The organism is Yersinia sp. 2466 StPb PI (assembly GCF_041538325.1).
Lineage (GTDB): Bacteria > Pseudomonadota > Gammaproteobacteria > Enterobacterales > Enterobacteriaceae > Yersinia > Yersinia enterocolitica_E.
Genome location: NZ_JAULSL010000001.1, coordinates 1,971,924 through 1,997,738 on the forward strand (window position 1 = coordinate 1,971,924; position 25,815 = coordinate 1,997,738).

The window sequence follows — 25,815 nt, forward strand, 5'->3', positions numbered from 1 at the left end:
ACGGATGTCAATTTTTTGACCATAAATTACAAATACGATCAAAAACAGACAAAATATTCCAATCAAGTGACTAAAAATGACATCAGGTGACAGGAGAGAATAATGGCACAGGTAGCATTCATCGGGTTAGGGCAAATGGGATCGCCCATGGCGCGTAACCTCATTAAACACGGGCATCAATTACATGTTTTCGATACTAACCCCGGCGCGGTAGCGGCGTTGGCTGCGCTGGGTGCCACGCCATGTGGTAACGCAGGGCAGGCCGCCGAAGGAGCAGAGTTTGTTATCACCATGCTCCCTAACGGAGAACTGGTGCATGCCGTGCTGTTCGGCAACGACGGCGTTTGTAGCCGCTTGTCACCAGAAGCACTGGTGATTGATATGTCCACTATCCATCCGTTACAGACTGACCGTTTGGCGCAACAGATGCAGGCCAAAGGGTATGGCTTTATGGATGCGCCGGTGGGGCGTACCTCTGACCATGCACAGGTCGGCACCTTATTGATACTGGCGGGGGGAACGCAAGCGCAGGTTGAGCGGGCAACGCCATTACTGATGGCAATGGGATCTGAACTTATCAATGCGGGCGGGCCGGGGATGGGGATCCGCGTGAAGCTTATCAACAACTACATGAGTATTGCGCTCAATGCGTTGTCGGCGGAGGCCGCCGTACTATGCGAAGCACTGGGACTGTCTTTCGATGTCGCACTGCAAGTGATGAGTGGCACTCCGGCGGGTAAAGGGCATTTCACTACCACGTGGCCAAATAAGGTGCTGAAGGGAGATTTAACGCCAGCGTTCATGATTGATTTAGCACATAAAGATTTAGGTATCGCTCTTGATGTGGCTAACCAATTGCACGTCACCATGCCGATGGGGGCTGCTTCCCGCGAGGTTTACAGTCAGGCCAGAGCCTGCGGGCGCGGGCGCCAGGATTGGAGTGCCATTTTACAACAGGTTCGCAGTCAGTCTGGTCTGCCAACAACCGAATGATTTCCGATTAATTGATGGTTTTTAAAGCGGCTGTTATCAGCACGCAGAGGGAGAGAAAATGTCTTATGTATCCGGTAACACCTTAATTCAACACGCATGGCAGCATGGCTATGCCATCGGCGCTTTTAGTGCCCACAATGCTGAAACAATCCGCGCGATCTTGCTGGCTGCCGAAGAGGAGCAGGCGCCCATCATGCTGCAAATTGGGCAGAAAGTGATTAGCGTCATGGGGTTAAAACCCATGAAAGAGATGGTTGATGCCTTTATGCATGACATTACGGTACCGGTCTGTATCCATCTGGATCACAGCCGTAGTTTTGAGCAGACCATGGCGGCAGTTCAGGCCGGTTTCCAGTCGGTGATGTTCGATGGCTCTCACCTGCCATTCGATGAAAATGTGCGTATTACCCGCGCGGTGGCAGATGTCGCTCATGCCTTGAATATCGGCGTTGAGGGTGAAATTGGTAAAATCGGTGGTACTGAAGATGATATCTCAGTTGACGAAAAAGATGCCCTGATCACCGGTTGCGATGAAGCGCTACAGTTCGCCGAACTGACCACCGTTGATTATCTGGCGGTATCGATTGGTACCGCTCACGGGATGTATAAGCAAGAGCCGAAACTGGCATTTAAGCGCCTGCAAGAAATCCGCGAAATCGTCAAGAAACCTATCGTATTGCATGGCGGCTCTGGGGTGCCGGATGAGCAAATTCGCCGCGCGATTACCTTGGGGGTTGCCAAGGTCAATGTCGATACCGAACTGCGTCAGGCCTTTACCCAAGGGGTTAGCGAAGTATTGAATCAATCACCAGAGGAGTATGTCTTGGCGGTTTCGTTGGGCCACGGGCGTGATGTGATGAAACAAAAAGTGATTGAAAAAATCCGCTTGTTTGGCAGCCAGGGGAAAGCCGCTGCTTTTGCTGGCTAATCCTTTCTATCTATCGTACGGCATGGTGTTTTGCACTTGAACGGGCAGGCGACCAAAGCCGTACGAAATACGAGGTTGAGTGTATGACGACAATTCAACGCCAGCAATTTGGCGAGCATCAGGGGCAGGAAGTTTCGCTGTTTACACTAACTAACCGCAATGGTATGCGGCTCTGCGTGACCGACTACGGTTGTATCATCACCCAACTTTGGGCGCCAGACCGCCACGGGCAACTGGAGGATGTGGTGATGGGGTTTGATGATTTGACCTCCTATCAGGCCGGTCATCCGTTCTTTGGTGCCATTGCCGGTCGCTGTGCCAATCGCATTGCGGGTGGGCGCTTTAACATTGACGGGCAAGAGTATCTGCTGGCAACCAATGAACTGCCGACCGGGCAGCATTTGCACGGAGGCCAGCGTGGCTTTGATAAGTATGTCTGGCAGGCGCAGGAAGAGGGCGATGGTCTTATTTTTAGCCGCACGTCGCCCGATGGTGAAGAGGGATATCCGGGGAATTTACAGGTGCGCCACCGTATCGGCCTGACGGATGACAATGTCATGACCTTCAGTTTCGAGGCGCAAACCGATAAGGCAACCATCGTCAATCTGGTGAATCACAGCCATTACAATCTGCGCGGTCACACTCATTTAATTCACGACCAGCAACTGAAAATTGACGCTGACTTTATCACGCCAGTGGATGAAAGCAGCATGCTACCGACCGGCGAGATTGTCCGTGTTGCAGGCACTGCATTTGACTTTCGTAATGCCCGCCGCTTGGGTGATGCGATGCAACAGCGGCCAGCGCAGGATTTTGACATCAACTATGTGCTGAAAAAAAACGATTTATCGCAGAAAAATAGCACCACTCTGCAACCGGCGGCCACGCTGATTTGCCCACATTCAGGTCGGGTGATGGCGGTTCATACCACCCTGCCAGGTATTCAGTTTTATAACGCATTCAAGCTTTCTAACAAGGTATGGAATGGCAAAGCAGGGCATCGCTATCAGGCATTTTCAGGAATATGTCTGGAGACACAGGCCTTCCCTGACAGCATTCATCAGGGGCACTTCCCCGATGTCATTCTGCGACCAAATCAAAATTATTCTAGCTACACCGAACACCGTTTCAGTGTTGTCGCTTGAGCTGCGCCAACCGATAAGTCATTAAATTCACTGGAAGCAATATGATGAATAAAAAAGCAAAAGTGGGCGTGTTGGCCTTGGGCCGTAGTACTTTTGATGTGCCGTATGCGCAGGAAATGCTGGCGCAGGCGTGGAATACCCTGAGAGCAATGGATATCGAGTTGATTGGGGAACCGGCATTACAGTTTGATGCCGAGTCTGCGTTACAAGCGTTGCCCGCGCTGAAGCAGGCCAATCTTGATTTACTGCTAATTTTACAGGTGACGTTTACCGATGCTTCGCTGACCTGTGAAGTGGTGCGTGACTTCCCGGTCCCAACAGCTATGTGGTCCTTCCCGGAGGCTCGTACCGGTGGTCGTTTACGGCTCAACTCCTTCTGCGGGGTTAATTTGGCCTGCCATGCATTGAGCCGCGAAAATATCAAGGTCCAGACTGTTCATGGACTGCCGGATGATGCCCATGTGGTCAGCGAGCTACAACAATTGGCGCAGGCTGCCGCGATCGTCAATCGCTTTAAGTGCGCCAAAGTGATGGTAATAGGCGAACATCCACTGGGGTTCGATGCTTGTAACTACAACCAACAACAACTGACACAACACTTTGGTGTCAGCGTTGATCGCCAACCCGTGTTGGAATTTATCGATGAAGTAAAAGCGCTACCGGACAGTGCCGCCGATGCACCCTATCAGCGCCGCGCTAAAGATTTCCCGAATTTGGCGGAAATGGACCAAAGTGCGACCTGTAAAACGCTGAAAGTCTACTCAGCGTTGCGTGAGAAAGCGCAACAGCAGGGTTACTCCGGTATTGCGGTGCGCTGCTGGCCAGACTTCTTTACCGATTATGGGTGCGCTGCCTGTGGCGCATTGGCGCTGATGAATGAAGACCTCGTTCCATGTGGCTGCGAGGCTGACATGTTCGGTGTGCTCTCGTCATTAATGGCGCAGTGGGCCTCTGGTAGTGCCGCGTTCAATACCGACTTGGTCGATATCGACCCGGTGAGCAACAGTGTGGTGTTCTGGCATTGTGGTCAGGCACCGATTGAAATGGCTGATCGCGACGGGCCGGTGCAAGCCACCATCCACTCCAACCGCAAGTTACCCCTGCTATCCGAGTTTGCCCTTAAACCAGGCCGCATCACCCTATGCCGTATTACGCAGGGTGAAGGCAAGTTGCGTCTGATGCTGGCAGGCGGCGAGATGATCAAAGCTCCGCTGGCATTCTCTGGCACTGCCGGGACGGCAAAACTGGATATCGATGCTGATAGCTATCGTCAACGGCTACTGGATGCCGGAATGGAACATCATACCTCGCTGGTCTATGGCGAGCATCGCCCGCTGCTGCGCAAGGTGGCTCGTTTACTCAACCTTGAGGTGATTGAGCTGACCTGATAGGGCAACCATTCTGATAATAGGGGTTCTGATGAATGTTAAGAACCCTAACTAAATCAACAGTATTTATACTTTTTGGGGATTTTTATTATGACTTATCAAGCGGGCAACCTGCCGGGAGTGGTATTGGTTGAGCACGATGGCGGTTTCACTCTTTCATTCCAACAACGTTTGTTACTGCAACACAGCGCACAAACGCCGTGCCTGTGGATTGGCCGGGGTAAAGCGGACATCGATATGTTCCGTGGCAATTTCAGTATCAAAGATTGCTTGAGTGAAAAACTGGCATTGACCGATGCGGTTATCATCCCACAACAGCAGGGGTGGGAGATTCAATTTAGCCGGGGAGAGGTAGCCCAAGCCACATTACATATTACCTACGACGCGGCCGGGCGGTTGGAGATGTCCCTGCGCAATGGTGATAAAGAGAATAACCGAATGTGGCTACGGCTCGCCGCGCAATCGGAGGACCATATCTACGGCTGTGGTGAACAGTTCTCCTATTTCGATCTCCGTGGCAAGCCATTCCCACTGTGGACCAGCGAGCAGGGGGTGGGGCGCAACAAGCAAAGTTATGTTACCTGGCAGGCCGACTGTAAAGAGAACGCGGGCGGTGACTATTACTGGACCTTCTTCCCGCAGCCCACTTTTGTTAGCAGCCAAAAATACTACTGTCACGTTGATAACAGTTGCTATATGAATTTCGATTTTTCAGCCCCTGACTATCACGAACTGGCGATTTGGCAAGACGTAGCGGTGCTACGGTTTGACTGTGCTGACAGTTATATCGGTCTGTTGGAGCAATTGACCGCATTATTAGGCCGCCAGCCTGAGTTACCGGATTGGGTATATGACGGCGTGATTCTGGGGATTCAGGGCGGGACCGAGGTGTGCCAGCAAAAGCTGGAGGTGATGCGTGAGCATGGGGTGAAAGTCAGCGGTATTTGGGCGCAGGACTGGGAGGGCCGTCGCATAACATCTTTTGGTAAACGCCTGATGTGGAACTGGCGCTGGGACAGCGACCTCTATCCTGAGCTGGATAAACGGATTGTGCAATGGAAGAAAGAAGGTGTGCGCTTCCTCGGCTATATCAATCCCTATGTGGCGATTGAAAAAGAGCTGTATGCCGAAGCGGCAGAGAAGGGCTATCTGACCAAAGACTACAGCGGCAATGACTACCAGGTGGAGTTTGGTGAGTTCTATGCCGGGGTGGTTGATCTGACCAAACCGGCGGCCTACGACTGGTATAAGGAAGTGATTAAAAAGAATCTGATCGCGTTTGGCCTTGATGGCTGGATGGCCGACTTTGGCGAATACTTGCCGACCGACACCGTGATGGACAATGGTGTCGATGCTGAAATCATGCATAACGCCTGGCCCGCGCTGTGGGCCAAATGTAACTACGACGCCCTGGCCGAAACCGGCAAATTAGGCGAAATATTGTTCTTTATGCGGGCCGGTTATACCGGTAGCCAAAAATACTCGGTGATGATGTGGGCTGGTGACCAGAACGTGGATTGGAGTCTGGATGATGGGTTGGCATCTGTTATACCTGCGGCGTTATCACTGGCAATGACCGGTCATGGTTTGCATCACAGCGATATTGGTGGTTACACCACGTTATTTGAGATGAAACGCAGTAAAGAGTTGTTGATGCGCTGGTGTGAATTCTGCGCCTTTACCCCACTGATGCGTACTCATGAAGGTAATCGCCCGGATGATAACTGGCAGTTTGATAGCGATGTCGAGACTATCCGTCAGTTTGCCCGGATGACCCAAGTCTTTACCACGCTGAAGCCGTATATCAAACAAGCCGTGGCGCTTAACTCACAATCTGGCTTGCCGGTAATGCGCCCACTGTTCCTGCATTACGAGAATGATGCTCACACCTATGGCCTGAAATACCAGTATCTGTTTGGCCGTGATCTGTTAGTTGCACCGGTATATGAAGAGGGGCGCACCGATTGGTCACTCTATTTGCCATCAGACAACTGGATCAATCTGTGGACCGGTGAATCACACTGTGGCGGGGCTGATGTAACTGTCGCGGCACCAATGGGACAACCGCCGGTGTTCTACCGGGCGGGCAGTGAATGGGCTGAATTGTTTGCATCATTACGGGCGTTATAACACAGGCAGAGGCCCGCGGGTGGCGGGCCTCTCAGGAGAGTGACATGAGTGAAATACATCAAGATCCAGTAAAATTGACACTGCCGCTGCGCGAGAAATTCTCCTACGGGATTGGCGATGTGGGTTCAAACCTACTGTTGTGTGTGGGTACATTGTACTTGCTTAAGTTTTATACGGATGTGTTGGAAATCCCCGCCGCTTGGGGAGGATTAATCTTTCTAATCTCGCGTTTCTTTACTGCATTCACCGATATTGGTACCGGTGTCATGCTGGATAACCGCCGCAATATCGGGCCAAAGGGTAAGTTCCGCCCCTTTATCCTCTATGCATCGATGCCGGTGGCCTTGCTGGTGGTGGCTAACTTTATTGGTACCTCATTTAGTATTACCGGTAAAACCATCACGGCCACGTTGATCTTTATGAGCTTTGGCCTGTTCTTTAGCATGATGAACTGCTCATACGGTGCAATGGTTCCCGCCATGACCAAAAACCCACAAGAGCGAGCTCAACTTGCCGCATGGCGTCAGGGGGGGGCAACCGTCGGACTACTATTGTGTACCGTCGGTTTTGTACCCATCTTGTCGCTATTTGAAGGGCAGGCGCAGACCGGTTATCTGGTGGCTGCATCCATCTTCGCTTTTGTCGGCATGCTGTGCATGTGGTGGTGTTATTCCGGCGTTAAAGAACGTTATGTCGAACTACCAAAGCCGGGAGCAGCCAAACCTGGTCTGTTGCAATCATTCAAAGCCATTACTGGCAATAAGCCGTTGTTTGTCCTCTGTATTGCTAATCTGTGCACCTTGGCTGGTTTCAATATAAAACTAGCGATTCAGATCTATTACACCCAATACGTACTCAACGATGTCACGTTACTGTCATATATGGGGTTCTTCAGTATGGGGTGCATCTTACTGGGGGTGCTGCTGGTACCAACGGTGGTGAAACGCTTTGGTAAGAAAAACGTCTATTTGGGTGGGCTGAGCTTGTGGATCTTGGGGGATGCCATGAACTACATGTGGGGCAGCACCTCGACTTTATTTGTTCTGTTCTCTTGCCTGGCTTTCTTCGGCACGGCTTTTGTGAACAGCCTGAACTGGGCGCTGGTTTCTGACACGGTGGAATATGGTGAGTGGAAAACCGGCGTGCGCTCAGAGGGGACGGTATACACCGGTTTCACCTTCTTCCGTAAGATTTCCCAAGGGTTAGCAGGCTTCTTCCCCGGTGTCATGCTGGCGTATATCGGCTATGTGCCTAACGTGGCACAGGGAGAAAGAACGCTGGAGGGGCTAACGCAGCTTATCTTCTTGTACCCATGCGGGTTGGCGATACTTACCGCACTGACTATGGGGTTGTTCTACCATCTGACCGAGAAAAATTACATCAAGATTGTCACCGAGCTGGAAGAGCGCAAACGCGATGTCAGTCCGGCAATCTAGCCTTGATCTGTTTAATCAGATGAATTAACACCACCAAAACCCTACAACCCGCTTATGGCAGGATCCGGTGCGAGTGAGATTTAACCGGAGGTAAGCGGGTTAAAAAATAAAAAGGACCTGTCAGATGCCGAATTCAACTTACCAGGATCCCGTAACACTTCGATTACCGCTGCGGGAAAAAATAGCTTATGGAATGGGCGATTTTGGTTCTAACCTGATGCTGTGCATCGGGACACTTTATTTACTGAAGTTTTATACCGATATTCTGGGGCTCCCGGCTATTTACGGTGGCGTGATTTTTTTGATTGCCAAGTTCTTTACCGCCTTTACCGATATGTTTACCGGCGTACTATTAGATTCTCGCCGTCACATTGGTGTGAAAGGGAAGTTCCGGCCATTTATTCTGTATGCCTCATTACCTGTGGCATTGCTGGCTGTCGCGAACTTTCTCAATACCGGTTTTAGTCTAAATATCAAAACGGTATTGGCAACAGTGCTGTTTATGTTATTCGGTTTATTCTACAGTTTGATGAATTGCTCTTATGGTGCGATGGTCCCGGCAATGACCAAAAACCCAAATGAGCGCGCGCACCTGGCAGCCTGGCGACAGGGTGGGGCGACGGTAGGGCTATTACTGTGCACGGTAGCTTTTATGCCAATTCAACTGCTGTTTACGTCCTCACCTGAGATAGGCTATCTGGTTGCAGCGCTAATATTTGTCACGTTCGGCCTGGTCTGCATGTGGTGGTGTTATTCCGGTGTCAAAGAACGCTATGTGGAACCGGTATCGGTACACCATAAACCGGGTATTTTTAAATCATTTTGCGCCATCTTTAAGAACCCGCCGCTATTAGTGTTATGTATTGCCAATTTGTGCACGTTGGCAGCATTCAATATCAAACTGGCGATTCAGGTTTATTACACTCAGTACGTATTGCAGGATATTCATTTACTGTCCTATATGGGCTTTTTCAGTATGGGCTGTATTTTGATTGGTGTATTGCTGGTCCCCACGGCGGTGAAGTATTTCGGCAAGAAAACCGTCTACCTTAGTGGCTTAATGTTATGGGGCATGGGGGATGTACTGAATTATATCTGGGGCACCAGTTCGGTCAGCTTTGTTGCATTCTCCTGTATGGCCTTTTTCGGTACTGCATTTGTCAACAGCCTGAACTGGGCATTAGTCTCCGATACGGTGGATTATGGTGAATGGAAAACAGGGATTCGCGCAGAAGGGTCGGTGTATACCGGCTATACCTTCTCACGAAAAATTTCTGCCGCACTGGCTGGATTTCTGCCCGGTATCATGCTCACTCAGATTGGTTATATTCCCAATGTTGCCCAATCGACATCAGTATTGGAGGGGTTGCGCCAATTGATTTTTATTTACCCTTGCACTCTGGCAATGATTGCAGCCATAACCATGGGGCTATTTTATAAGCTCAATGAGCAGCGCTTTGTTAAAATTATTGCTGAATTGAATTTACGTAAAATGGCTACGTCGGGGTGATTTCTATTTTTAGTGGTAATAAGAAATGCTATTAAATATAGAGTGATGTGACGTTAAAAACTGGCATGTTGTTATTTTGATTGTGTTATTCCTCTACCGGTTATTTATGGCAGAGGAGTAGCCATGATAACTATTTGTCATTTTTCATGATGTAAGAAAAATAATAAACCTTCATTTATTGTTATCAATAGGGATTTGTCATGAATAAATATAATTCAATTATCTTGATTACCTCGTTGGTTTGCTCTGCCAGTGCCTTTGCCGGTCGAGCTTATGTTGAAACCCGTGAAGCATATAATACGGCCTCTGAGCTGCATGAAGTTATCCTGCGCGGTGGGTATAACTTTGATAATGGTTCCGGCCTGATGTTAACGAATGCTTATAACACAGGGAAAATGGATCAATTCAAACATAGCTATAACGAACTGGAGGGTTGGTATCCATTATTTCGCCCGACAGATAAATTCACTATTTCCCCTGGCGGCTTAGTGAACTCCAATAGCTCAGGTTCGGGTGGTTCCGTCTATATGGATTTTAACTACAAATTCTTACCGGTATTTAATTTGACTGCGCGCTATCGTTATAATCACAATAACTATGAATCAAAAGATCTCAATGGTCATTATGCTCACAATGACAGCCATGAGTTTGCTACTTATTGGAATTTCAAACTGACTGATGCGTTGTCATATACTTTTGAACCTCATTACTTTGTGCGCGTCAATGATTTTCACGGTAAAAATGGCAAAAGTTCTCACTGGGAAATAACCAATAAATTCAGTTATAAAATTGACACTCACTGGATGCCCTATTTTGAATTGCAATGGTTGGATCGTTGGAATGAATACAACAGCGAGCAATATCGTTTCCGCTTAGGGTTACGTTACACCTTCTGATCGATAATGAGATTGTTATCACAAAAAAAGACGGCACATTGATGCGCCGTCTTATTCTATCAATACCCGTCATACTTCAAGCTGCATGTGTGCTGGCTGCGCTCGTTACTCGGTCCATCCTTGGGCCTCGCCTCTGCGAGGCCGCTGCAAGCAGCGTACAAATCTGCTCCCGACCGATTTGTATCTCGCTTGTCGCCTTCCTGCAACTTGAATTATTTAGGGTATATTCTGACAACTGAAAAGGTTAGCGGTCTTTCTTCTTACCAAAAATCCTCAGTAACGCGCCAACGGCACAACCAATAACCACACCCAATATGACCCATTCAGTAAATGACATAATCAGACCTTTTGATTTGTTTGGTCTGATTATATAAATTATTCCTCACTTGTCCATGTCAGGCCACCTCTGTCCTTACAGCTTTGCCAGCATCTCGCGGGTGACTAATACAATGCCACTCTCTGAACGATAGAAACGACGGGCATCTTCATCTGCATTTTCGCCAATCACCATCCCCTCGGGGATAGTACTGGCACGATCGATTACACAACGGTGTAGACGACAAGAGCGGCCCACATTGACGTCGGGTAGCAATACGCAAGAATCAATATTGCAGAAGGAGTTGACCCGCACTCGGGAAAATAGCACTGAGTTGACCACCACTGAACCGGAGATAAAGCAACCGCCGGAAACTAAGGTATTCATGGTCATCCCGTGACTGCCAGAACGATCCTGAACAAATTTCGCCGGTGGTAAGGGCTCGGCATAGGTACGTATTGGCCAATGGGGGTCATACATATCCAGCTCGGGTGTGATAGCTGCTTGATCGAGGTTAGCCTGCCAGTAGGCATCCAATGTTCCTACATCACGCCAATAATCAGGGGCATCGGGTGACGTTGAGACACAAGACAGTGAGAATGGATGCGCCCAGACATGGCCTTGTTCAGTAATTTTCGGCAAAATATCTTTGCCAAAATCATGGCTACTGCCTTTATCTGCGTGATCGCTTTCCAGTAAATTGAACAGGAACTCAGCATTAAAGACATAAATTCCCATACTGGCCAGGCTGCGCTCAGGTTTGCCGGGTAACGTTGGCGGATCCTCCGGTTTTTCCCAAAACATTTTTACTTGTAGATCTTCAGACACTTCCATTACACCGAAGGCACTCGCTTCCTCTTTGGGCACTTCAATACAGGCTACGGTGCAGGCAGCGCCGCTTTCCACGTGATCTAACAGCATGCGGGAGTAGTCCATTTTATATATATGGTCCCCGGCGAGGATCACGACATATTCAGAACGATAACGGCGGATAATATCCAGGTTCTGGAAGACGGCATCAGCGGTGCCGGTATACCAGTGCTCTTGTCCTTGGCGCTGTTGTGCAGGTAACAAATCAACAAACTCGTTCATCTCTTCACTGAGAAACGACCAACCATGCTGAATATGTTGCACCAAGGTATGAGATTGATACTGCGTTATCACGCCGATTCGGCGAATACCTGAATTGAGGCAGTTAGAGAGTGCGAAGTCGATAATGCGGTATTTTCCGCCAAAGTGAACTGCGGGTTTCGCGCGAACGGACGTAAGATCTTTAAGGCGTGAGCCACGGCCTCCTGCAAGAATCAGTGCTACGGCTTTGTTTGGAAGTTGTCTGGCCGACATGACTCTGTCGATATCGCCTGTTTTCCGCATGTCAGACTCCTTATGATGTGTATGTATAGCTGCCGGATTACGGGCTATATTCTCCAATCCTAATGTGCCAAATGCTTTTATGCGCTTAATGCTTTTCGGACAATAGCCGGAATGATAAAGCGGATTTGTACCCTCCCTCCTTTCAATATAAATATTGTTAATGACATAATCGGCTAATTATCGTTCTAACACTGAGAAGCGAATCAAGTTTAGCGCCAATTGACATAATTTTTTGCGCTATAGCACTTATTAGCACTCCTACTGCTTATTGCTTTCGCACATTGTGGGGGCGTCGATCGTCGACCATACTCGTTGAGGCAAAAGTATTCGTAGTTTTAATAAGGATATAAAATTATGACAGTAACAGTAGATAGTCTGCGATTATCCGCACTGGTCTTGATGCTAAGTAGCAGCGCGATTAGTGCCGCACCGGTTGCTATCCCGCCTACCGGTTACACATTGGAGCGCGTGGTTATTTTGAGCCGCCATGGTGTCCGCTCGCCGACCAAACAAACACAGTTAATGAATGATGTAACCCCCGACAAGTGGCCGCAATGGCCGGTCGCCGCAGGATACTTAACCCCCCGAGGTGCACAATTAGTAACATTGATGGGCGGATTCTATGGCGATTACTTCCGTAGCAAAGGGTTACTCGCGCCAGGGTGCCCAACTGATACGGCTATCTATGCGCAGGCCGATATTGATCAACGAACGCGTTTAACCGGGCAGGCATTTCTTGATGGAATAGCACCGGGGTGCGGCCTGAAAGTACATTATCAGGCTGATTTGAAAAAAGTGGATCCGCTATTTCACCCGGTCGATGCGGGGGTGTGTAAGTTAGATTCGACACAGACCCATCAGGCTGCTGAGGAGCGACTGGGTGCGCCATTAAGTGAACTGAGCCAGCGCTATGCTAAACCCTTTGCCCAGATGGGCGAGGTATTGAACTTTGCAGCATCGCCTTACTGTAAATCACTACAACAGCAAGGAAAAACCTGTGATTTTGCCCAATTTACAGCGAATGAAATCACGGTGAATAATACCGGGACAAAAGTCTCGCTCAGTGGACCATTGGCGCTATCATCAACCTTGGGTGAGATCTTCCTGCTACAGAATTCACAAGCGATGCCCGATGTTGCCTGGCATCGGTTAACGGGAGAAGAAAATTGGATCTCGTTATTATCGTTGCATAATGCGCAATTTGATTTAATGGCCAAAACACCTTATATCGCTCGTCATAAGGGCACTCCATTATTGCAACAGATCGAGACCGCACTCGTCCTTCAGCGCGATGCTCAGGGACAAACACTGCCGTTATCACCACAAACCAAAGTTCTTTTCCTTGGTGGGCATGATACGAATATTGCCAATATTGGCGGAATGTTGGGTGCCAATTGGCAACTACCACAGCAACCCGATAATACACCGCCCGGTGGAGGGTTAGTCTTTGAGCTATGGCAGAACCCAGATAATCATCAACGCTATGTCGCGGTGAAAATGTTCTATCAAACCATGGAGCAATTACGAAATGCTGAGAAACTAGATTTGAAAAACAATCCGGCAGGTAGGGTTCCTGTTGCGATTGAAGGTTGTGAAAACAGCGGAGAGGACAAACTTTGTCAGCTTGAGACCTTCCAAAAGAAAGTGGCTCAGGCGATTGAACCGGCTTGTCATATTTAAATAACGCTGATCCGACGGGCGGCCATTAACACCCGCCGGATATATTATTGGGAGTTGATGATAATAAGTGTTGGCTAGGATTCCACTCTCTATTGTTATAGTTGATGGCTATCATGGTTGTGTTGTTAAATGCCATAATTATATAAATAGCAAGGTTATATAAAAATGATGGGGCGACCTTTTAATACAGGTGCCCCAGCATATTAGTGCCACTGCTAATAAATTAGCTTTTCAATTTTTGCCAAGAAAGTCGCATGTCTAAATCTATTCATTATATGCACTCACGACTATTAGCCTAGTCTGACTAAATCGAAAGGCACATAACGTTCACCTGTTTGCTGCAATTCAACCACTCTTTCCCGTTCGGCCTGTACTGGGGCCAGCCCGTCGGCATGGATAGCTTTTGCCACGTCAATATCACCGGTTTGTGCGACCATTACACGTTTTCCCGGGATAATTTGGTTTCTGTTTCTGTCATAGACCTTAACCATATTAACCTCCAATCGCTATCTGATCAGATTCCATGATTATAAGCTATATAATAAAACTGCTATCTAAAATCACAAACAGAGCAATAATATACCCTATATGGATTGTGCTCGATGAGGCTAATCTATTTACCTCAAGTAAAACCATTGCGGAGTTGGCTTACATAACGTGAGAAATTATATTTATTTTTTATCGAGGATCAAGCTTAACAATGATTTTTTTTGCTAATTTACTCGCGATATAACCGGTGCGGTTTGGCAATGATATTTTTAATCACTAATCCGCCGAGTTGGCGGATTAGTGGAATCTCTGTATGGATTATATTAGTGCTTTCTGTGTCAATGATTCCAGTATCTTTAACGGGGATTGCTCAGGGTGTTTCATGCCGGTAACCGGCAATAGGAAAGTTTGTTCTAACATATATTGCCCACCCATTGCGGCATGGGGGGTTTGATCAGAAAAACAGATCCAACTGCTGCCCGATGGGAAATCAATCGCTTGTTGTGAGCCATTCTTCTGATAATCCAAATCGGACTTCATTTTGTCGTGTAACTGAAGCATCAAATGGTCGTAATGGCTGCGACGGCGTTTAGTGATACCCACTTTATTTTGTAGCCAACTACTGATAGGGGAGTAGTCATCCAGTTGCGGTAAATAACGGCTGGCCAACTGGGTGAAATTTTCGCCAACACGCCATGACCGGGGTTCACCCTGAGGGTTGATATTGGTGAAGATACGGATGATACGTTCGCCATAATTGGGGCGTGAAGGGAATGCATCAACATGTAGGCGGCTATCGTCTTTACGCCATGATGTGTTATCACGCCAGGCCGCAACCGGGTGTAAACGTAAACTATTGGTTGGGCTGTGCAGGGCAGATTTATACTCTGGCAATAGTTGATTAATTAAATTTAAGCAACGTTGGTAATAGCGTTCAAGTAACTGACGGGTTAAGGTAATTTTGCTTTCATCAATAACACCCGTTAACGTGCCTTCCACTGGCTTGAAGCTGATATTTTTACGCTTAACATCAACCAATGCAGGGTTGAGCAGTTGTTTCTCCTGTTCACTTAGTGCAAAGGCCAGATGAGGTAAAAATAGCACTTTACCTTGTTCTAGAGCCTCAATAGCGCGGGCATTTTCTGTTTCACTCTGATCCCAACTGCTGTTGGGGAGTGTTAGAATCAATGACTCCGGCACCTGGCTTAGGGTTTCACTGCTCATCAACTATCCATTTTTTGATATCTATCTAATGGTAGGAAGCATAACTCTTTATTATAAATAAAGTGAGCCTGGAGGCACATATTTTAGATTTTTGTGCCCCTGATTGGCTGCATTAATGGGGGTAATCGCCGCATAATAGGGGATGATTTTACGATTGAGGTATGAATTTCGGCGTGTTCAGACCAATGGTCAGTGATGGCATCTAATTGCTCCAATGACTGAAGGTATAGACGGCTAATAAAGCAATCGTCACCGGTTACTTTGTCACACTCAACACATTCTGGTGTCTCCTGGATCATCTTTGCAACGCTATGCAGCATTCCCGTCAAGGGCTTGACCCGGACAATGGCTTGCAAGTTATAACCGAAAGCTCGCGGGTCTAAGTCTAGAGTGTAACTGCGGATGATATTACGTTCTTCAAGACGCCGCAGACGTTCGGATGTACTCGGAGAGGAGAGGTCCACTTGTTGTGACAGATCTTTTAGAGATATCCGAGAATTTTCCGCTAAAATAGCAATCAGTTGTTCATCAATTTTATCCATACCTATTAGCCTCTTTTTATTAGGAGCATTAACCTTATTATAGGCAACATTTTAGCGTATTAACGATATCTGCCTAACAAAACTAATGAGTATGCTGGATAAAAAGGCTACTTTGATATAACGATTAAAGCCCCATACGGGGCATAAGTGTTATGAATACGGGTATTTACTGCCCAATAACTGACGAACTGGCTAACGAGGAGGTGACGTTTGGTTCATTAAACTGTGAGGGCTTTTTTTGTAAATAAGCCAAATCATAGACATCATAAAAATCTATTTCGCCTTTATTATTAATAATATGCTTAAAGCGAAGTTTAAAGTCATCACTGATATTCTTGTTATTTAATATTTCATCAATTGCTTGTGTTGATAACGCACGACTAAAGAACCACTCTCCGTTGTAGCAAACGCGTAAGTCAAGAATGCCAATATCCTCAAACTTAAATACAGGTTTGATTTCCATCATAAGGATGGCTGACATCAGGACAAAGAAAGCGGTAAATGCAATCATGTAGCCTGTGCCAAAGTATGGCGTTAAGTACATCAAAACTAAGACGAAAAAATATGACACTAGCATTGCTAGGCAAAGGTAGGGATGTTTGTAGACAAAATCGCTGTTAAATTTTAACCGGCCATCTCTTTTTTCTTTTTGATTTATTCTTGCGATGTCGTCAATTAATATTTTTTTAATTATGTCCATAATTATGACCTTGTGATTAATGACTCATAAAAATTAAACCATAATGGTTTGTTATAGATTAACATAGAAGATCAAATCTAAAGTATATCAGTTCAATAAATTAGTTAGCTAAACTGTTATAGGCTGATAAGGGATAATAGTGATGTATATTATTTACTCATCCGCAGAAATCAACCCTTGAGTGTCGATTTCTGCGGATGAGTATAAATAATAGCGGTTTTTATCGTTTTGCATTGCTTTAAACGGTCAAAACTATTTTCCCGATATGTGTACTGCCTTCCATCAACTCATGCGCTTTCGATGCTTCTTCCAGTGGGAATGTCTGGCAGATTTGCGGCTTCATATTGCCCTTACCCAGTAAAGGCCAGACTTGCTTTTCCAGTTCTTGGGCGATCAGTGCCTTTTCTACAACGCTACGAGAGCGTAATGTGGATCCGGTGTGTGTCAGGCGTTTTAGCAACATTAACATCAGGTTAAGATCTTTAGCATTACCATTTTGTGTACTAATTTGAACAATACGCCCATTCATGGCCGCAGCTTCATAATTGCGCCCGACATACTCTCCAGCAATTAAATCAACAATAACATCAGCCCCTTTACCGGCAGTAGCGCGTTTAGTTTCAGTGACAAAATCTTGGGTGTGGTAGTTAATAGCAACATCTGCCCCTAACTTCAGGCACGCTTGACGTTTTTCCTCTGAACCCACAGTGACAATCACTGTCTGTGCGCCAAATGCTTTGCTCAGTAATATTGCGGTGGTCCCAATACCCGAAGATCCGCCGTGAATTAAGACTGTTTCGCCGGCGCTAAAATGGCCTCGTTGGAATAGGTTGGTCCATACGGTAAAGAATGTTTCAGGTAACGCCGCTGCTTCAATATCAGTAAGGGGGGAGGGAATAGGTAAGGCATTGGTTTCATGTATGACACAGTATTGCGCATAACCCCCACCAGCTATCAGCCCACAGACTCTGTCTCCGATCTTAAAACGGCTCACATCAGCTGCAATGGCGACCACTTCGCCGGCAACTTCTAATCCAGGAATATCTGAGGCCCCCGGCGGCGGCGCATACTGACCACGGCGTTGCATCACATCAGGGCGGTTAACACCTGCGGCTGAAACTTTAACTAATATTTCGCCCGCAGCAGGCATCGGTGTTGGACGCTGTACGGCCACTAAGACTTCTGGTCCACCAGACTGAGTGATTTCAATTGCGACCATATTCGCCGGGAGGTGCGTTAACGATGTCATAATATTCCTCTTGTCGCCTAAAAGTGGTAAGTCCGATGCTATGCCGGTGACTACGAGACTATCTTAGTCTGGTAATGGAAATAATTCATGACGAGAATGTGCTTAAGTGATGACAAAAATAAGCGTCAGAAAACATCAGTGAAGTAGAAAACAAAAAAAGCGCCCAACAGAGTGGGCGCACAAATTTGCAAAGGAGTCGTGCATGTATGGCTTACTTGCAGGGCTACAATCAAGACTAAGAGATGTTTGGAACGCTTTGATTGTATGAACATTACTTTTCTTACGCTATAGGTATAAATCTGAAATTGTGGACCAGGATAACCCGCGGCATACGGTGACGAGATAGCCACCGTACGCCGCGCTAAGCTTAAGCCTAACCCTTATAGTGCCAGCAGACCTGATAGTGATAGCTTTCATCCGTCAGCAAGTGATCAGCGTGAACACTAGGGCTCCATGAGTCGTCACCACCGACCCCCATATGAAAACCATCGATATTCAACCAAGTACCTTGATCGGGTTTTAGTAAGTGCTGGTGGCTGGTTATCATCAGTTGCTGCGTGCTGTAACGGCTGATACCAAAATGGAACCGACCGGTTAATTGCCAGTTTCCGTAACGCAGAGAGTGGGTATTACAGCGTAAGCCATTTTCACTCGGGAAAATGTAGGGTGTGTGCATCTGCTCAAGCGGCTGTGACCACTGACCATATTGTGCTGAAAGCTGCCGGTCAGGATAGTTTTCATGTGGCCCTAACCCTTGCCAGTCAGCATATGGAGCGAGATCTGATAGTTGGCAGCACATACCGATTCTGGCCGGAGGGGGAAGTGATGTTGCCACTTCAACCTGAACATCAATGGTCATACGGCCTTGCTGATCAAAACGGTATAACCAATGTGAATGCAATAGCACTTCATTGGCAAACTCATAGCTGTAGTCGGCACAGATTTGTATTGAATGGGGGAGGCTATCAGCGTGTAATGATAGACAACGTTGTTCCAACTGATACATTCCCGCCTTTTTCCAGCGTTCGACCCAGGCGTTGGGGTCGATACGGGTTGCTTCGCTAATACCGATATCGTTATCCAGTGGCGCCCGAACAAATTGATCACGCAGCGGGCTAAGTAACACCGGTAATTCACCCACCCACCATTGTTCCAGCAAGCCAGTCTGACGATTGAACTGCCAACGCTGTTGCTGGTGAGTCACCATAATCGAGTGCGCATCTTGGATGAGCTGAAGCTCGCTTGGCTCGGTACTATTTAGCTCAGTGCTATTTGGCACAGAGCGGCGGGGTATAGATAGCGCCCGAGGTAAACGCCATTGATGCCAGGCGCTGCGATGGTTGCTGGCTGCCCAAGGTGTTTCTGTTCTCAGCCTGACGTCAACGTTTAACCATAAATGGCCGGGTTTATCTGTCAGGGGTAATTGCTCTGCCAGCCTGTAGTGCTGCGTAGTCTCAGGAGATAAATCAAGAGAAAAGTCACCTTCCTGTATCAATTTGCCGTCTAATTCAATTCGCCAATAGAGCTGTTCATTATCACTGTGTCTGAACAGATATTCACTGGTGACACTTATCACCAGTGGCGTGGTACTCAGTAATGAAAATTGGAAAAACTGCTGCGCGCATTGTGCTTCGTACAAGCTGGGATGAGGGCTGCGGTCAGGGAAAACTAACCCGTTCATACAAAATTGGCGGTCATTGGGGCTATCACCAAAATCACCGCCATAAGCCCAGTAAGGTTCACCATTCTCATCATCGCGGATAATGCTTTGATCTACCCAATCCCAAATAAAACCACCCTGTAACCGAGGATATTGGCGGAATGCCTGCCAGTAACGGGCAAACCCACCAAAGCTATTACCCATTGCATGAGCGTATTCACACAGAATCAATGGGCGAGATTCATCAGGCAAACCAATCCATTTCTTGATTGCCCACTTGGGCACCGCTGGGAAAGGTTGGTCCTCATCCACGCGAGCATACATTGGGCATACAATATCGGTCGCGAGCGTATTTGCGCCGCCGCCTTCGTATTGTACCGGACGTGTCGGGTCATTGGTTTTAATCCAGCGATAGAGGGCATCATGGGTTGCGCCATGGCCAGATTCGTTGCCCAAAGACCAAATAATGATACAGGCGTGATTACGGTCACGCTGAACCATACGCGTAACCCGTTCGCTGAAAGCAGAGAACCACTGAGGATCATCCGCGAGACGCCCCATCGGTTGCATACCGTGTGTTTCAATATTGGCTTCGTCCACAACATACAGACCATAGCGATCACACAGGCGGTACCACAATGGATGGTTTGGATAGTGTGAGCAGCGCACGGCATTAAAGTTATGCTGTTTCATCAGAATGATGTCTTGCCGCATGCTCTCTTCATCGATGGTCTGACCGGTTTGCGGATGATGTTCATGACGGTTCACCCCCCGAATCAATACCGTTTTACCATTAACCTTAAGCAGACCCTGGTGGATGGTAACTTGTCGAAAACCGACATCATAGGCTTCTGACTCAATCAATTCTTGCTGCTGAGTGAGCAGCGAAATCACGGCGCGATACAGTGTGGGTTGTTCTGCACTCCATAAAGAGGGGGATTCCACCCGCAGCTTAAGATGGGTGCGATCAGTGTATTGCCCGCGTTCATCAATGGCTTGGGTACCTAGCGGTTGCTGCAAACTGCTAATTAACTTATCTGCCAGCCACAATTGTACGCGGACTTGATAAGCCCCAGTTATCTGTGGATCGTTGATGCTGAGTGGAGGAATATTTATCGCTGCCATTACCTCTAAATTGGCAGAGCTGAACTCCGGGGACAAATGTGTGGCGATATGGATATCCCGCAAATGGATCGCTGGTTTGTGAAGCAAACTGACATCACGGAAAATACCGCTCATGCGCCACATATCCTGATCTTCCAGATAACTGCCATCACTCCAACGTAAAACCAGAACGGCGATACGGTTATCACCCGCCTGTAAGTAAGGAGTGAGATCGAACTCAGCAGGCAGGCGACTGTCTTGGGAATAACCCACCCATTTCCCGTTACACCACAGATAAAATGCGGAACTGACACCATCAAAAATAATGCGTGTTTGGCCTGATGAGAGCCAATCTGGCTCTAAAACGAAATTACGCGAATAACAACCGGTCGGGTTCTGTTGTGGTACTCGCGGCGGGTCGACCGGAATAGGGTATTGGACGTTAGTGTAAATCGGGGTGTCGTAACCATGGCGTTGCCAGTTGGCGGGGACTGGCAGTAATCTCGCTCCCGATAAATCGTGCTCAACCCACTCATCTGGTACTCTTTCTGGCTGGTCGAAATAGTTGAATGACCATTGTCCGTTGAGTAAACACCGTTGTGGCGAAGGGGTATCATTTTTTGCGCTGTCGCTATCACGCCAACTGTAAAAGGGAGGATGTGCTTCAAGGCGGTGATACTGCGTCACCTGCGGGTTCTCCCAATCTCTGCGTGACAAAATCTGCGATAGGGGCGGTTGAACCTGCTGTTGAACCTTCTGCTGTGACGTCATGATATCAGCCTCATTTCTGCGATGTGCGTGGATACTTTTTGTGCTGGTAAGTGATCAAAGGGTAAAAATGTTATGCGCTCACAATTGTGTTGGGGTAAAGATGAATTCAACGACAGATAAAGTAAATAGTGGTTGGATAAATAGTCGAGAGTGATCGCATTTATTCGTTTTTAAGGATAGAGCGCTTAAAGCGTGCTGTTGTTTGGCGTATTGTCAGTTCAGTGGCTAACAAGAGAGACTCAGAAGGTAGCTCAATTGAGTGGTGCAGCCTGACAATCAGGCGGGAAACGCTCTCTTCACCTAATTGCTTGAAGTCCTGCCTGACAGTCGTCAGTGGCGGTTGGAAATAGGCGCTGTCTGCGGTGTCATCGTAACCAATGACCGAGACGTGCTCAGGGACATTGATATTATGCTCATGCAGAGCGCGTAATACACCAAGAGCCATTTGATCGTTAGCGACCAAAATGGCGCTAAAAGGGATGTTGCTGGTAATGAGTTGCAGTGTGGTCTGATAGCCGCTTTTGGCATTCCACTCACCGTGATAGACCGCCTGCGGTATTAACGAGGCATCATTGAGTACCTGTAACCAGCCCTGATAACGTAACTGGGCTGAAATGGCATTTTTGGGTCCACAGATAAGGGCAATCTGCTGATGGCCTAAGCTAATTAGGTGTTCAGCCCCCTGAACTGCCCCGACCTTGGCATCAAACAGAACACTGAAGGCGGTAGATTGTGGATCAACATCCAAGAACAGCACTGGAGTATCAGCACACTGTTGGACAATTTTCTCGCAGCCTTTGGGCTTCAGCGGAATATTCACTAAGATCCCGTCCACCCGTTGAGCTAATAGCTCATTTATGGCTTGCTGGCAGGCTGGGCCAGTTTGATCATCAACCATGGCAATCACTATTGCGTATCCCAACTCGCGGGCTTTGCTTTTTATCGCTGCGGCTATTTGAGATGGGGCATGCAACGCGAGATCTGTCGTTGCCAGCCCAAGCGTAAGGCTATGTTTCCCCGCTAATTGCTGTGCTACGCGGTTCGGAACATAGTTTAAGTCAGCCATGGCCTGTTCGACCTTGCTGCGGGTTTTTGGCGAGACATGAAGGGCCTGGTTTAAAACACGTGATACGGTTTGATATGACACTCCCGCCTGACGTGCAACATCATCTAAGGTGACAGACTTCGGCCTCATGTGTTCCTCTCAGGGGTCGGTGGCTGCATATTATAGCAAACTCATGAGATAAACTTTCAGTACCCATCGGAAAACATGACGTGAAACAGCCTATTTAATATATTTTGCTCTTTTTATTATCGCCAGCGTTTGGGCAGCAGTAGTTTAGTAACAATAAATTTTATGATTATTCTGCGTAAAAGTGGGCATCAAGAGTATAATTAATAGCTTTTTTGGTTTTATTTTAGCCATGCAAACAAGAATCTGTAGTTTGCCCGCTAAAAAGAGTTGCTATTAAAAGCCGGTCATGAGTTAATGCGTCTCGGCCTGTGGTACAGACCTATTTATGCACGACATCTTGAGTAAAGTGGTTCATATTTAAAGCGTTATCGTTGATAGCTCTTCACTGACGAATTTCCTTCATAGTGCCTCCATAAGTAACGACTGATAACCGGCTATAACACGCCCATGGTGGCAAATTTTTTTAATAAAGGAAATACACATGTCTAACATGATGAAAGGTCAAGTAAAGTGGTTCAACGAGTCTAAAGGCTTCGGTTTCATCACTCCAGCTGATGGCAGCAAAGACGTGTTCGTTCACTTCTCTGCAATCCAAGATCAAGGCTTCAAGACCCTGGCTGAAGGCCAGAATGTACAGTTCTCTATCGAGAACGGTGCTAAAGGTCCGTCTGCAGCAAACGTAACTGCAATCTAATTGGCCTTTGGCTGATTATAAAAAAACCCGCTAAGGCGGGTTTTTTACTTTCTGGCATCCAGCAAGATCCTCTGCTTTATCCCCTCGATTCTGATTAACTCAGCTTCTCTTACTCAGTAAGCCAATACTGTTCTGCCCTCGAATATATTCGCCAAAAGCATACCGTTGTTTATACGTAAACCTTATCATTCTCACCTTATTCTGTACTACACTAGCAGCATTGATTTAATTGAAGGTAATATCATGAAAGTGAATGATCGGGTGACAGTAAAAACCGATGGCGGCCCACGGCGTGAGGGGGTTGTGTTAGAGGTTGAGCAGTTTAGTGAGGGTATTATGTATCTGGTTTCGTTGGAAGATTACCCCGCAGGTGTCTGGTTCTTTAACGAGATTGATAGCCATGATGGCACCTTTGTCGAGCCGCTTCACCCGTAACATTGGTGTTCTGTCTGTTGTGCTGCGAGCGACGCAATAAAAAACCGGAGGAAGGTGAGTACACCTTGCCTCCGGTTTTGCTATCTAAATATCGTCACTATAGTTTGGTTGAACGGTTTCTGGTGTTAACTCAGAACGTTTCCCAGTTTAGTGAGTCGTCACCGGACTTCTTATTCCCGACCGCGCTCTTCTGTTTGGTGGACATAGGTGCCGGAGTTTTCAGTGACGGGGCAGGGTTGCCGCCTTTTAAATGGAATACTGCAACGGCTTGAGTCAAGATTTCAGCTTGTTGTTCCAAAGAGGCCGCCGCCGCTGACGCTTCCTGAACTAAAGAGGCATTCTGTTGCGTGACATTGTCCATTTCTGAAACTGCCTGGGCAACCTGACTAATACCACGACTCTGCTCATCAGAAGCAGAAGCAATTTCACCCATAATATCAGTTACATGACTAACGGCTGTCACGATCTCATTCATCGCTTTACCGGCATCGGACACCAGAATGGATCCATCACCAATCAGGTCAACCGAGGCCTCAATCAACGATTCTATCTCTTTGGCAGCATCGGCACTGCGCTGTGCCAGATTACGGACTTCACTGGCCACTACAGCAAAACCACGGCCTTGTTCACCCGCCCGGGCAGCTTCAACCGCAGCATTCAGAGCCAGAATATTCGTTTGGAATGCGATACTATTAATTACATTGGTAATTTCAGCAATTTTCATTGAACTGAGGGATATCTTATCCATCGTGCTAACAACATCATTAACGATATCGCCACCCTGGGCAGCTTTACCTGATGCGTTGGCTGCGAGCTGGCTCGCATGATGGGCATTCTCCGCATTTTGTTTTACGGTTGCGGTCAGTTGCTCCATGCTGGCGGCGGTCTGTTCAAGTGATGCGGCTTGTTGCTCGGTACGTGCCGAAAGGTCGGTATTACCCAGTGCAATTTCACTCGATCCTTGGTAAATAGATTCAGCACTGCTGCGCACAGCTTCCACAGTCAGGGATAACGAATCCTGCATTTGTTGAATATTGTTACCCAGCACACCAATTTCATTGCGGCCAAATGAGACCGAACTTTGTGTCAAATCCCCCTGAGCAATACGCTGAATACGTGCTACCAGCCAATTAATCGGCTTGATGATGACTTTGCTGATCACTAAAAAAGCAATTAATGTCAGTAAGATGGCCAGAATAAAAGCGCCTCCCATCAGCATATAACCAAGACGGGCTTGTTGTTGGGCGGTCTGATTAATCTGGTTAGCCCGTTCGGTACGATACTTAACTGCTTTCAGCAGTGGTTCATTATAAGCATCATCCAACTGATTAAGTTTTTCAGCTTCAAGGGAAATAACTTCTTCAAAATGACCTTCTTTCGTCGCGTCGAGCATGAGTTTCATTCCCTCGTCGCGATACTGTTCATAGGCTTTTTTCAATGGTGCATCTAATGCGCTATCCGTTTCGGATTTAACCGGACGGTTATAGTAGAGATTAAACATTTGCTGCGATTGAGCGATACGGCTCTCAGCGTTTTTTAGCCCCTGCTGATAACCCTCGGTATCACCGATACGTGCCGCTGATGCTGCTTGAATCAGAATAAGGCGTGCAGTACGCAGGTGGTTCGAACTGTTAGACAGACCCAGGCGGATATCTAGTTCTTGCGTCGCCTCTTCCAGTGATTGGTTACTCTGTTTTAAGAAGTAACCTGACGTCCCAATCGCCGCTGCAAATAAAAGCAGTATTCCCGCCAAGATGGCGATAAACAAAGTGACCAGACGCATATTATTAATAAACAATACTTTCGTATTTTTATTCTGTTCTGGCGCTATTTTTATATCCAATGGCTGATGCGTACTTCCACGTTTCATTGTTAGTTCCGTTTCTATAGTCGCTCGAGGAAAGGTCCTTGCCTGATGTACCCGGTATGGTTGAAGCTATAGCCTGGTTCGCTGTA

At 47.4% G+C, this 25,815-nt stretch carries 20 protein-coding genes; 11 read left to right on the forward strand and 9 right to left on the reverse strand.

All coding sequences use genetic code 11. The annotated features are described in order from the left end of the window. The first annotated feature begins 102 nt into the window (after positions 1 to 102). The 8 genes from yihU to ompL all read left to right on the forward strand — a co-directional run bounded on the left by yihU (position 103) and on the right by ompL (position 10,426). Complete coding sequence (gene yihU, locus Q2T72_RS08915) at positions 103 to 993, forward strand: sulfolactaldehyde 3-reductase (RefSeq protein ID WP_372569004.1); 891 nt, start codon at positions 103 to 105, stop codon at positions 991 to 993. Positions 994 to 1,051: 58 nt separating this feature from the next. After that, entirely contained in the window at positions 1,052 to 1,921 is an 870-nt protein-coding gene (locus Q2T72_RS08920) for a class II fructose-bisphosphate aldolase (RefSeq protein WP_083159194.1), read from the forward strand. 83 nt (positions 1,922 to 2,004) lie between these two features. Beyond that, complete coding sequence (locus tag Q2T72_RS08925) at positions 2,005 to 3,066, forward strand: aldose epimerase family protein (RefSeq protein ID WP_372569005.1); 1,062 nt, start codon at positions 2,005 to 2,007, stop codon at positions 3,064 to 3,066. 41 nt (positions 3,067 to 3,107) lie between these two features. Beyond that, positions 3,108 to 4,454: an L-fucose/L-arabinose isomerase family protein gene (locus Q2T72_RS08930; protein ID WP_227746540.1), complete on the forward strand. Its 1,347-nt coding sequence runs from the start codon at positions 3,108 to 3,110 to the stop codon at positions 4,452 to 4,454. Positions 4,455 to 4,544: 90 nt separating this feature from the next. Continuing rightward, positions 4,545 to 6,584 (forward strand): alpha-glucosidase, encoded by a 2,040-nt coding sequence (locus tag Q2T72_RS08935; RefSeq protein ID WP_372569006.1) that lies wholly within the window; start codon positions 4,545 to 4,547, stop codon positions 6,582 to 6,584. Positions 6,585 to 6,628: 44 nt separating this feature from the next. Then, positions 6,629 to 8,020 carry an MFS transporter gene (locus Q2T72_RS08940; RefSeq protein ID WP_083159191.1) on the forward strand — a complete coding sequence of 464 codons (1,392 nt, stop codon included), beginning with the start codon at positions 6,629 to 6,631 and terminating at the stop codon, positions 8,018 to 8,020. A gap of 124 nt (positions 8,021 to 8,144) precedes the next feature. Further along, positions 8,145 to 9,530, forward strand: coding sequence for an MFS transporter (locus Q2T72_RS08945; protein ID WP_083159190.1), 1,386 nt, complete (start codon positions 8,145 to 8,147; stop codon positions 9,528 to 9,530). Between the two features lie 200 nt (positions 9,531 to 9,730). Continuing rightward, positions 9,731 to 10,426 carry a porin OmpL gene (gene ompL, locus Q2T72_RS08950; RefSeq protein WP_083159189.1) on the forward strand — a complete coding sequence of 232 codons (696 nt, stop codon included), beginning with the start codon at positions 9,731 to 9,733 and terminating at the stop codon, positions 10,424 to 10,426. 412 nt (positions 10,427 to 10,838) lie between these two features. Here ompL and glgC read toward each other — a convergent pair whose 3' ends face one another. Beyond that, a complete protein-coding gene (gene glgC / locus Q2T72_RS08955; protein ID WP_083159188.1) occupies positions 10,839 to 12,116 on the reverse strand; it encodes a glucose-1-phosphate adenylyltransferase in 1,278 nt (425 codons plus the stop codon). Positions 12,117 to 12,470: 354 nt separating this feature from the next. On the opposite strand from glgC, the gene Q2T72_RS08960 reads away from it, so the two are divergent. After that, positions 12,471 to 13,796, forward strand: coding sequence for an AppA family phytase/histidine-type acid phosphatase (locus Q2T72_RS08960; RefSeq protein ID WP_372569007.1), 1,326 nt, complete (start codon positions 12,471 to 12,473; stop codon positions 13,794 to 13,796). A gap of 290 nt (positions 13,797 to 14,086) precedes the next feature. Here Q2T72_RS08960 and ydfZ read toward each other — a convergent pair whose 3' ends face one another. From ydfZ to Q2T72_RS08995, 7 genes are all read right to left on the reverse strand, one after another. Continuing rightward, positions 14,087 to 14,287, reverse strand: coding sequence for a putative selenium delivery protein YdfZ (gene ydfZ, locus Q2T72_RS08965; RefSeq protein ID WP_372569008.1), 201 nt, complete (start codon positions 14,285 to 14,287; stop codon positions 14,087 to 14,089). A gap of 316 nt (positions 14,288 to 14,603) precedes the next feature. Continuing rightward, positions 14,604 to 15,509 carry a Kdo hydroxylase family protein gene (locus Q2T72_RS08970; RefSeq protein WP_372569009.1) on the reverse strand — a complete coding sequence of 302 codons (906 nt, stop codon included), beginning with the start codon at positions 15,507 to 15,509 and terminating at the stop codon, positions 14,604 to 14,606. Between the two features lie 83 nt (positions 15,510 to 15,592). Beyond that, positions 15,593 to 16,051, reverse strand: a complete 459-nt coding sequence (locus tag Q2T72_RS08975; RefSeq protein ID WP_083159185.1) for an Lrp/AsnC family transcriptional regulator — start codon at positions 16,049 to 16,051, stop codon at positions 15,593 to 15,595. 166 nt (positions 16,052 to 16,217) lie between these two features. Continuing rightward, the gene (locus Q2T72_RS08980) at positions 16,218 to 16,751 is read right to left on the reverse strand and encodes a YlaC family protein (RefSeq protein ID WP_372569010.1); all 534 of its coding nucleotides are present in this window, start codon (positions 16,749 to 16,751) and stop codon (positions 16,218 to 16,220) included. A 238-nt stretch (positions 16,752 to 16,989) separates the two neighbouring features. Further along, positions 16,990 to 18,000, reverse strand: coding sequence for an NAD(P)H-quinone oxidoreductase (locus tag Q2T72_RS08985; protein WP_372569011.1), 1,011 nt, complete (start codon positions 17,998 to 18,000; stop codon positions 16,990 to 16,992). A gap of 373 nt (positions 18,001 to 18,373) precedes the next feature. After that, positions 18,374 to 21,535 (reverse strand): beta-galactosidase, encoded by a 3,162-nt coding sequence (locus Q2T72_RS08990; protein ID WP_372569013.1) that lies wholly within the window; start codon positions 21,533 to 21,535, stop codon positions 18,374 to 18,376. A gap of 160 nt (positions 21,536 to 21,695) precedes the next feature. Next, a complete protein-coding gene (locus Q2T72_RS08995) occupies positions 21,696 to 22,730 on the reverse strand; it encodes a LacI family DNA-binding transcriptional regulator (RefSeq protein ID WP_372569014.1) in 1,035 nt (344 codons plus the stop codon). A 481-nt stretch (positions 22,731 to 23,211) separates the two neighbouring features. Here Q2T72_RS08995 and cspE point away from each other — a divergent pair, with 481 nt between their 5' ends. Both cspE and dsrB read left to right on the forward strand, forming a co-directional pair. Beyond that, positions 23,212 to 23,424, forward strand: coding sequence for a transcription antiterminator/RNA stability regulator CspE (cspE, locus tag Q2T72_RS09000; protein ID WP_002210893.1), 213 nt, complete (start codon positions 23,212 to 23,214; stop codon positions 23,422 to 23,424). A 243-nt stretch (positions 23,425 to 23,667) separates the two neighbouring features. Further along, the gene (dsrB, locus tag Q2T72_RS09005) at positions 23,668 to 23,859 is read left to right on the forward strand and encodes a protein DsrB (RefSeq protein ID WP_372558655.1); all 192 of its coding nucleotides are present in this window, start codon (positions 23,668 to 23,670) and stop codon (positions 23,857 to 23,859) included. Positions 23,860 to 23,989: 130 nt separating this feature from the next. Here dsrB and Q2T72_RS09010 read toward each other — a convergent pair whose 3' ends face one another. Then, positions 23,990 to 25,729: a methyl-accepting chemotaxis protein gene (locus tag Q2T72_RS09010; RefSeq protein WP_083159180.1), complete on the reverse strand. Its 1,740-nt coding sequence runs from the start codon at positions 25,727 to 25,729 to the stop codon at positions 23,990 to 23,992. Positions 25,730 to 25,815: the final 86 nt, after the last annotated feature.

What these genes read in the sequence shown, in the direction of transcription:
- yihU (WP_372569004.1), top strand. Translation starts at nt 103, where the DNA reads ATGGCACAGGTAGCATTCATCGGGTTAGGGCAAATGGGATCGCCCATG.
- Q2T72_RS08920 (WP_083159194.1), top strand. Translation starts at nt 1,052, where the DNA reads ATGTCTTATGTATCCGGTAACACCTTAATTCAACACGCATGGCAGCAT.
- Q2T72_RS08925 (WP_372569005.1), top strand. Translation starts at nt 2,005, where the DNA reads ATGACGACAATTCAACGCCAGCAATTTGGCGAGCATCAGGGGCAGGAA.
- Q2T72_RS08930 (WP_227746540.1), top strand. Translation starts at nt 3,108, where the DNA reads ATGATGAATAAAAAAGCAAAAGTGGGCGTGTTGGCCTTGGGCCGTAGT.
- Q2T72_RS08935 (WP_372569006.1), top strand. Translation starts at nt 4,545, where the DNA reads ATGACTTATCAAGCGGGCAACCTGCCGGGAGTGGTATTGGTTGAGCAC.
- Q2T72_RS08940 (WP_083159191.1), top strand. Translation starts at nt 6,629, where the DNA reads ATGAGTGAAATACATCAAGATCCAGTAAAATTGACACTGCCGCTGCGC.
- Q2T72_RS08945 (WP_083159190.1), top strand. Translation starts at nt 8,145, where the DNA reads ATGCCGAATTCAACTTACCAGGATCCCGTAACACTTCGATTACCGCTG.
- ompL (WP_083159189.1), top strand. Translation starts at nt 9,731, where the DNA reads ATGAATAAATATAATTCAATTATCTTGATTACCTCGTTGGTTTGCTCT.
- glgC (WP_083159188.1), bottom strand. Translation starts at nt 12,116, where the DNA reads ATGCGGAAAACAGGCGATATCGACAGAGTCATGTCGGCCAGACAACTT.
- Q2T72_RS08960 (WP_372569007.1), top strand. Translation starts at nt 12,471, where the DNA reads ATGACAGTAACAGTAGATAGTCTGCGATTATCCGCACTGGTCTTGATG.
- ydfZ (WP_372569008.1), bottom strand. Translation starts at nt 14,287, where the DNA reads ATGGTTAAGGTCTATGACAGAAACAGAAACCAAATTATCCCGGGAAAA.
- Q2T72_RS08970 (WP_372569009.1), bottom strand. Translation starts at nt 15,509, where the DNA reads ATGAGCAGTGAAACCCTAAGCCAGGTGCCGGAGTCATTGATTCTAACA.
- Q2T72_RS08975 (WP_083159185.1), bottom strand. Translation starts at nt 16,051, where the DNA reads ATGGATAAAATTGATGAACAACTGATTGCTATTTTAGCGGAAAATTCT.
- Q2T72_RS08980 (WP_372569010.1), bottom strand. Translation starts at nt 16,751, where the DNA reads ATGGACATAATTAAAAAAATATTAATTGACGACATCGCAAGAATAAAT.
- Q2T72_RS08985 (WP_372569011.1), bottom strand. Translation starts at nt 18,000, where the DNA reads ATGACATCGTTAACGCACCTCCCGGCGAATATGGTCGCAATTGAAATC.
- Q2T72_RS08990 (WP_372569013.1), bottom strand. Translation starts at nt 21,535, where the DNA reads ATGACGTCACAGCAGAAGGTTCAACAGCAGGTTCAACCGCCCCTATCG.
- Q2T72_RS08995 (WP_372569014.1), bottom strand. Translation starts at nt 22,730, where the DNA reads ATGAGGCCGAAGTCTGTCACCTTAGATGATGTTGCACGTCAGGCGGGA.
- cspE (WP_002210893.1), top strand. Translation starts at nt 23,212, where the DNA reads ATGTCTAACATGATGAAAGGTCAAGTAAAGTGGTTCAACGAGTCTAAA.
- dsrB (WP_372558655.1), top strand. Translation starts at nt 23,668, where the DNA reads ATGAAAGTGAATGATCGGGTGACAGTAAAAACCGATGGCGGCCCACGG.
- Q2T72_RS09010 (WP_083159180.1), bottom strand. Translation starts at nt 25,729, where the DNA reads ATGAAACGTGGAAGTACGCATCAGCCATTGGATATAAAAATAGCGCCA.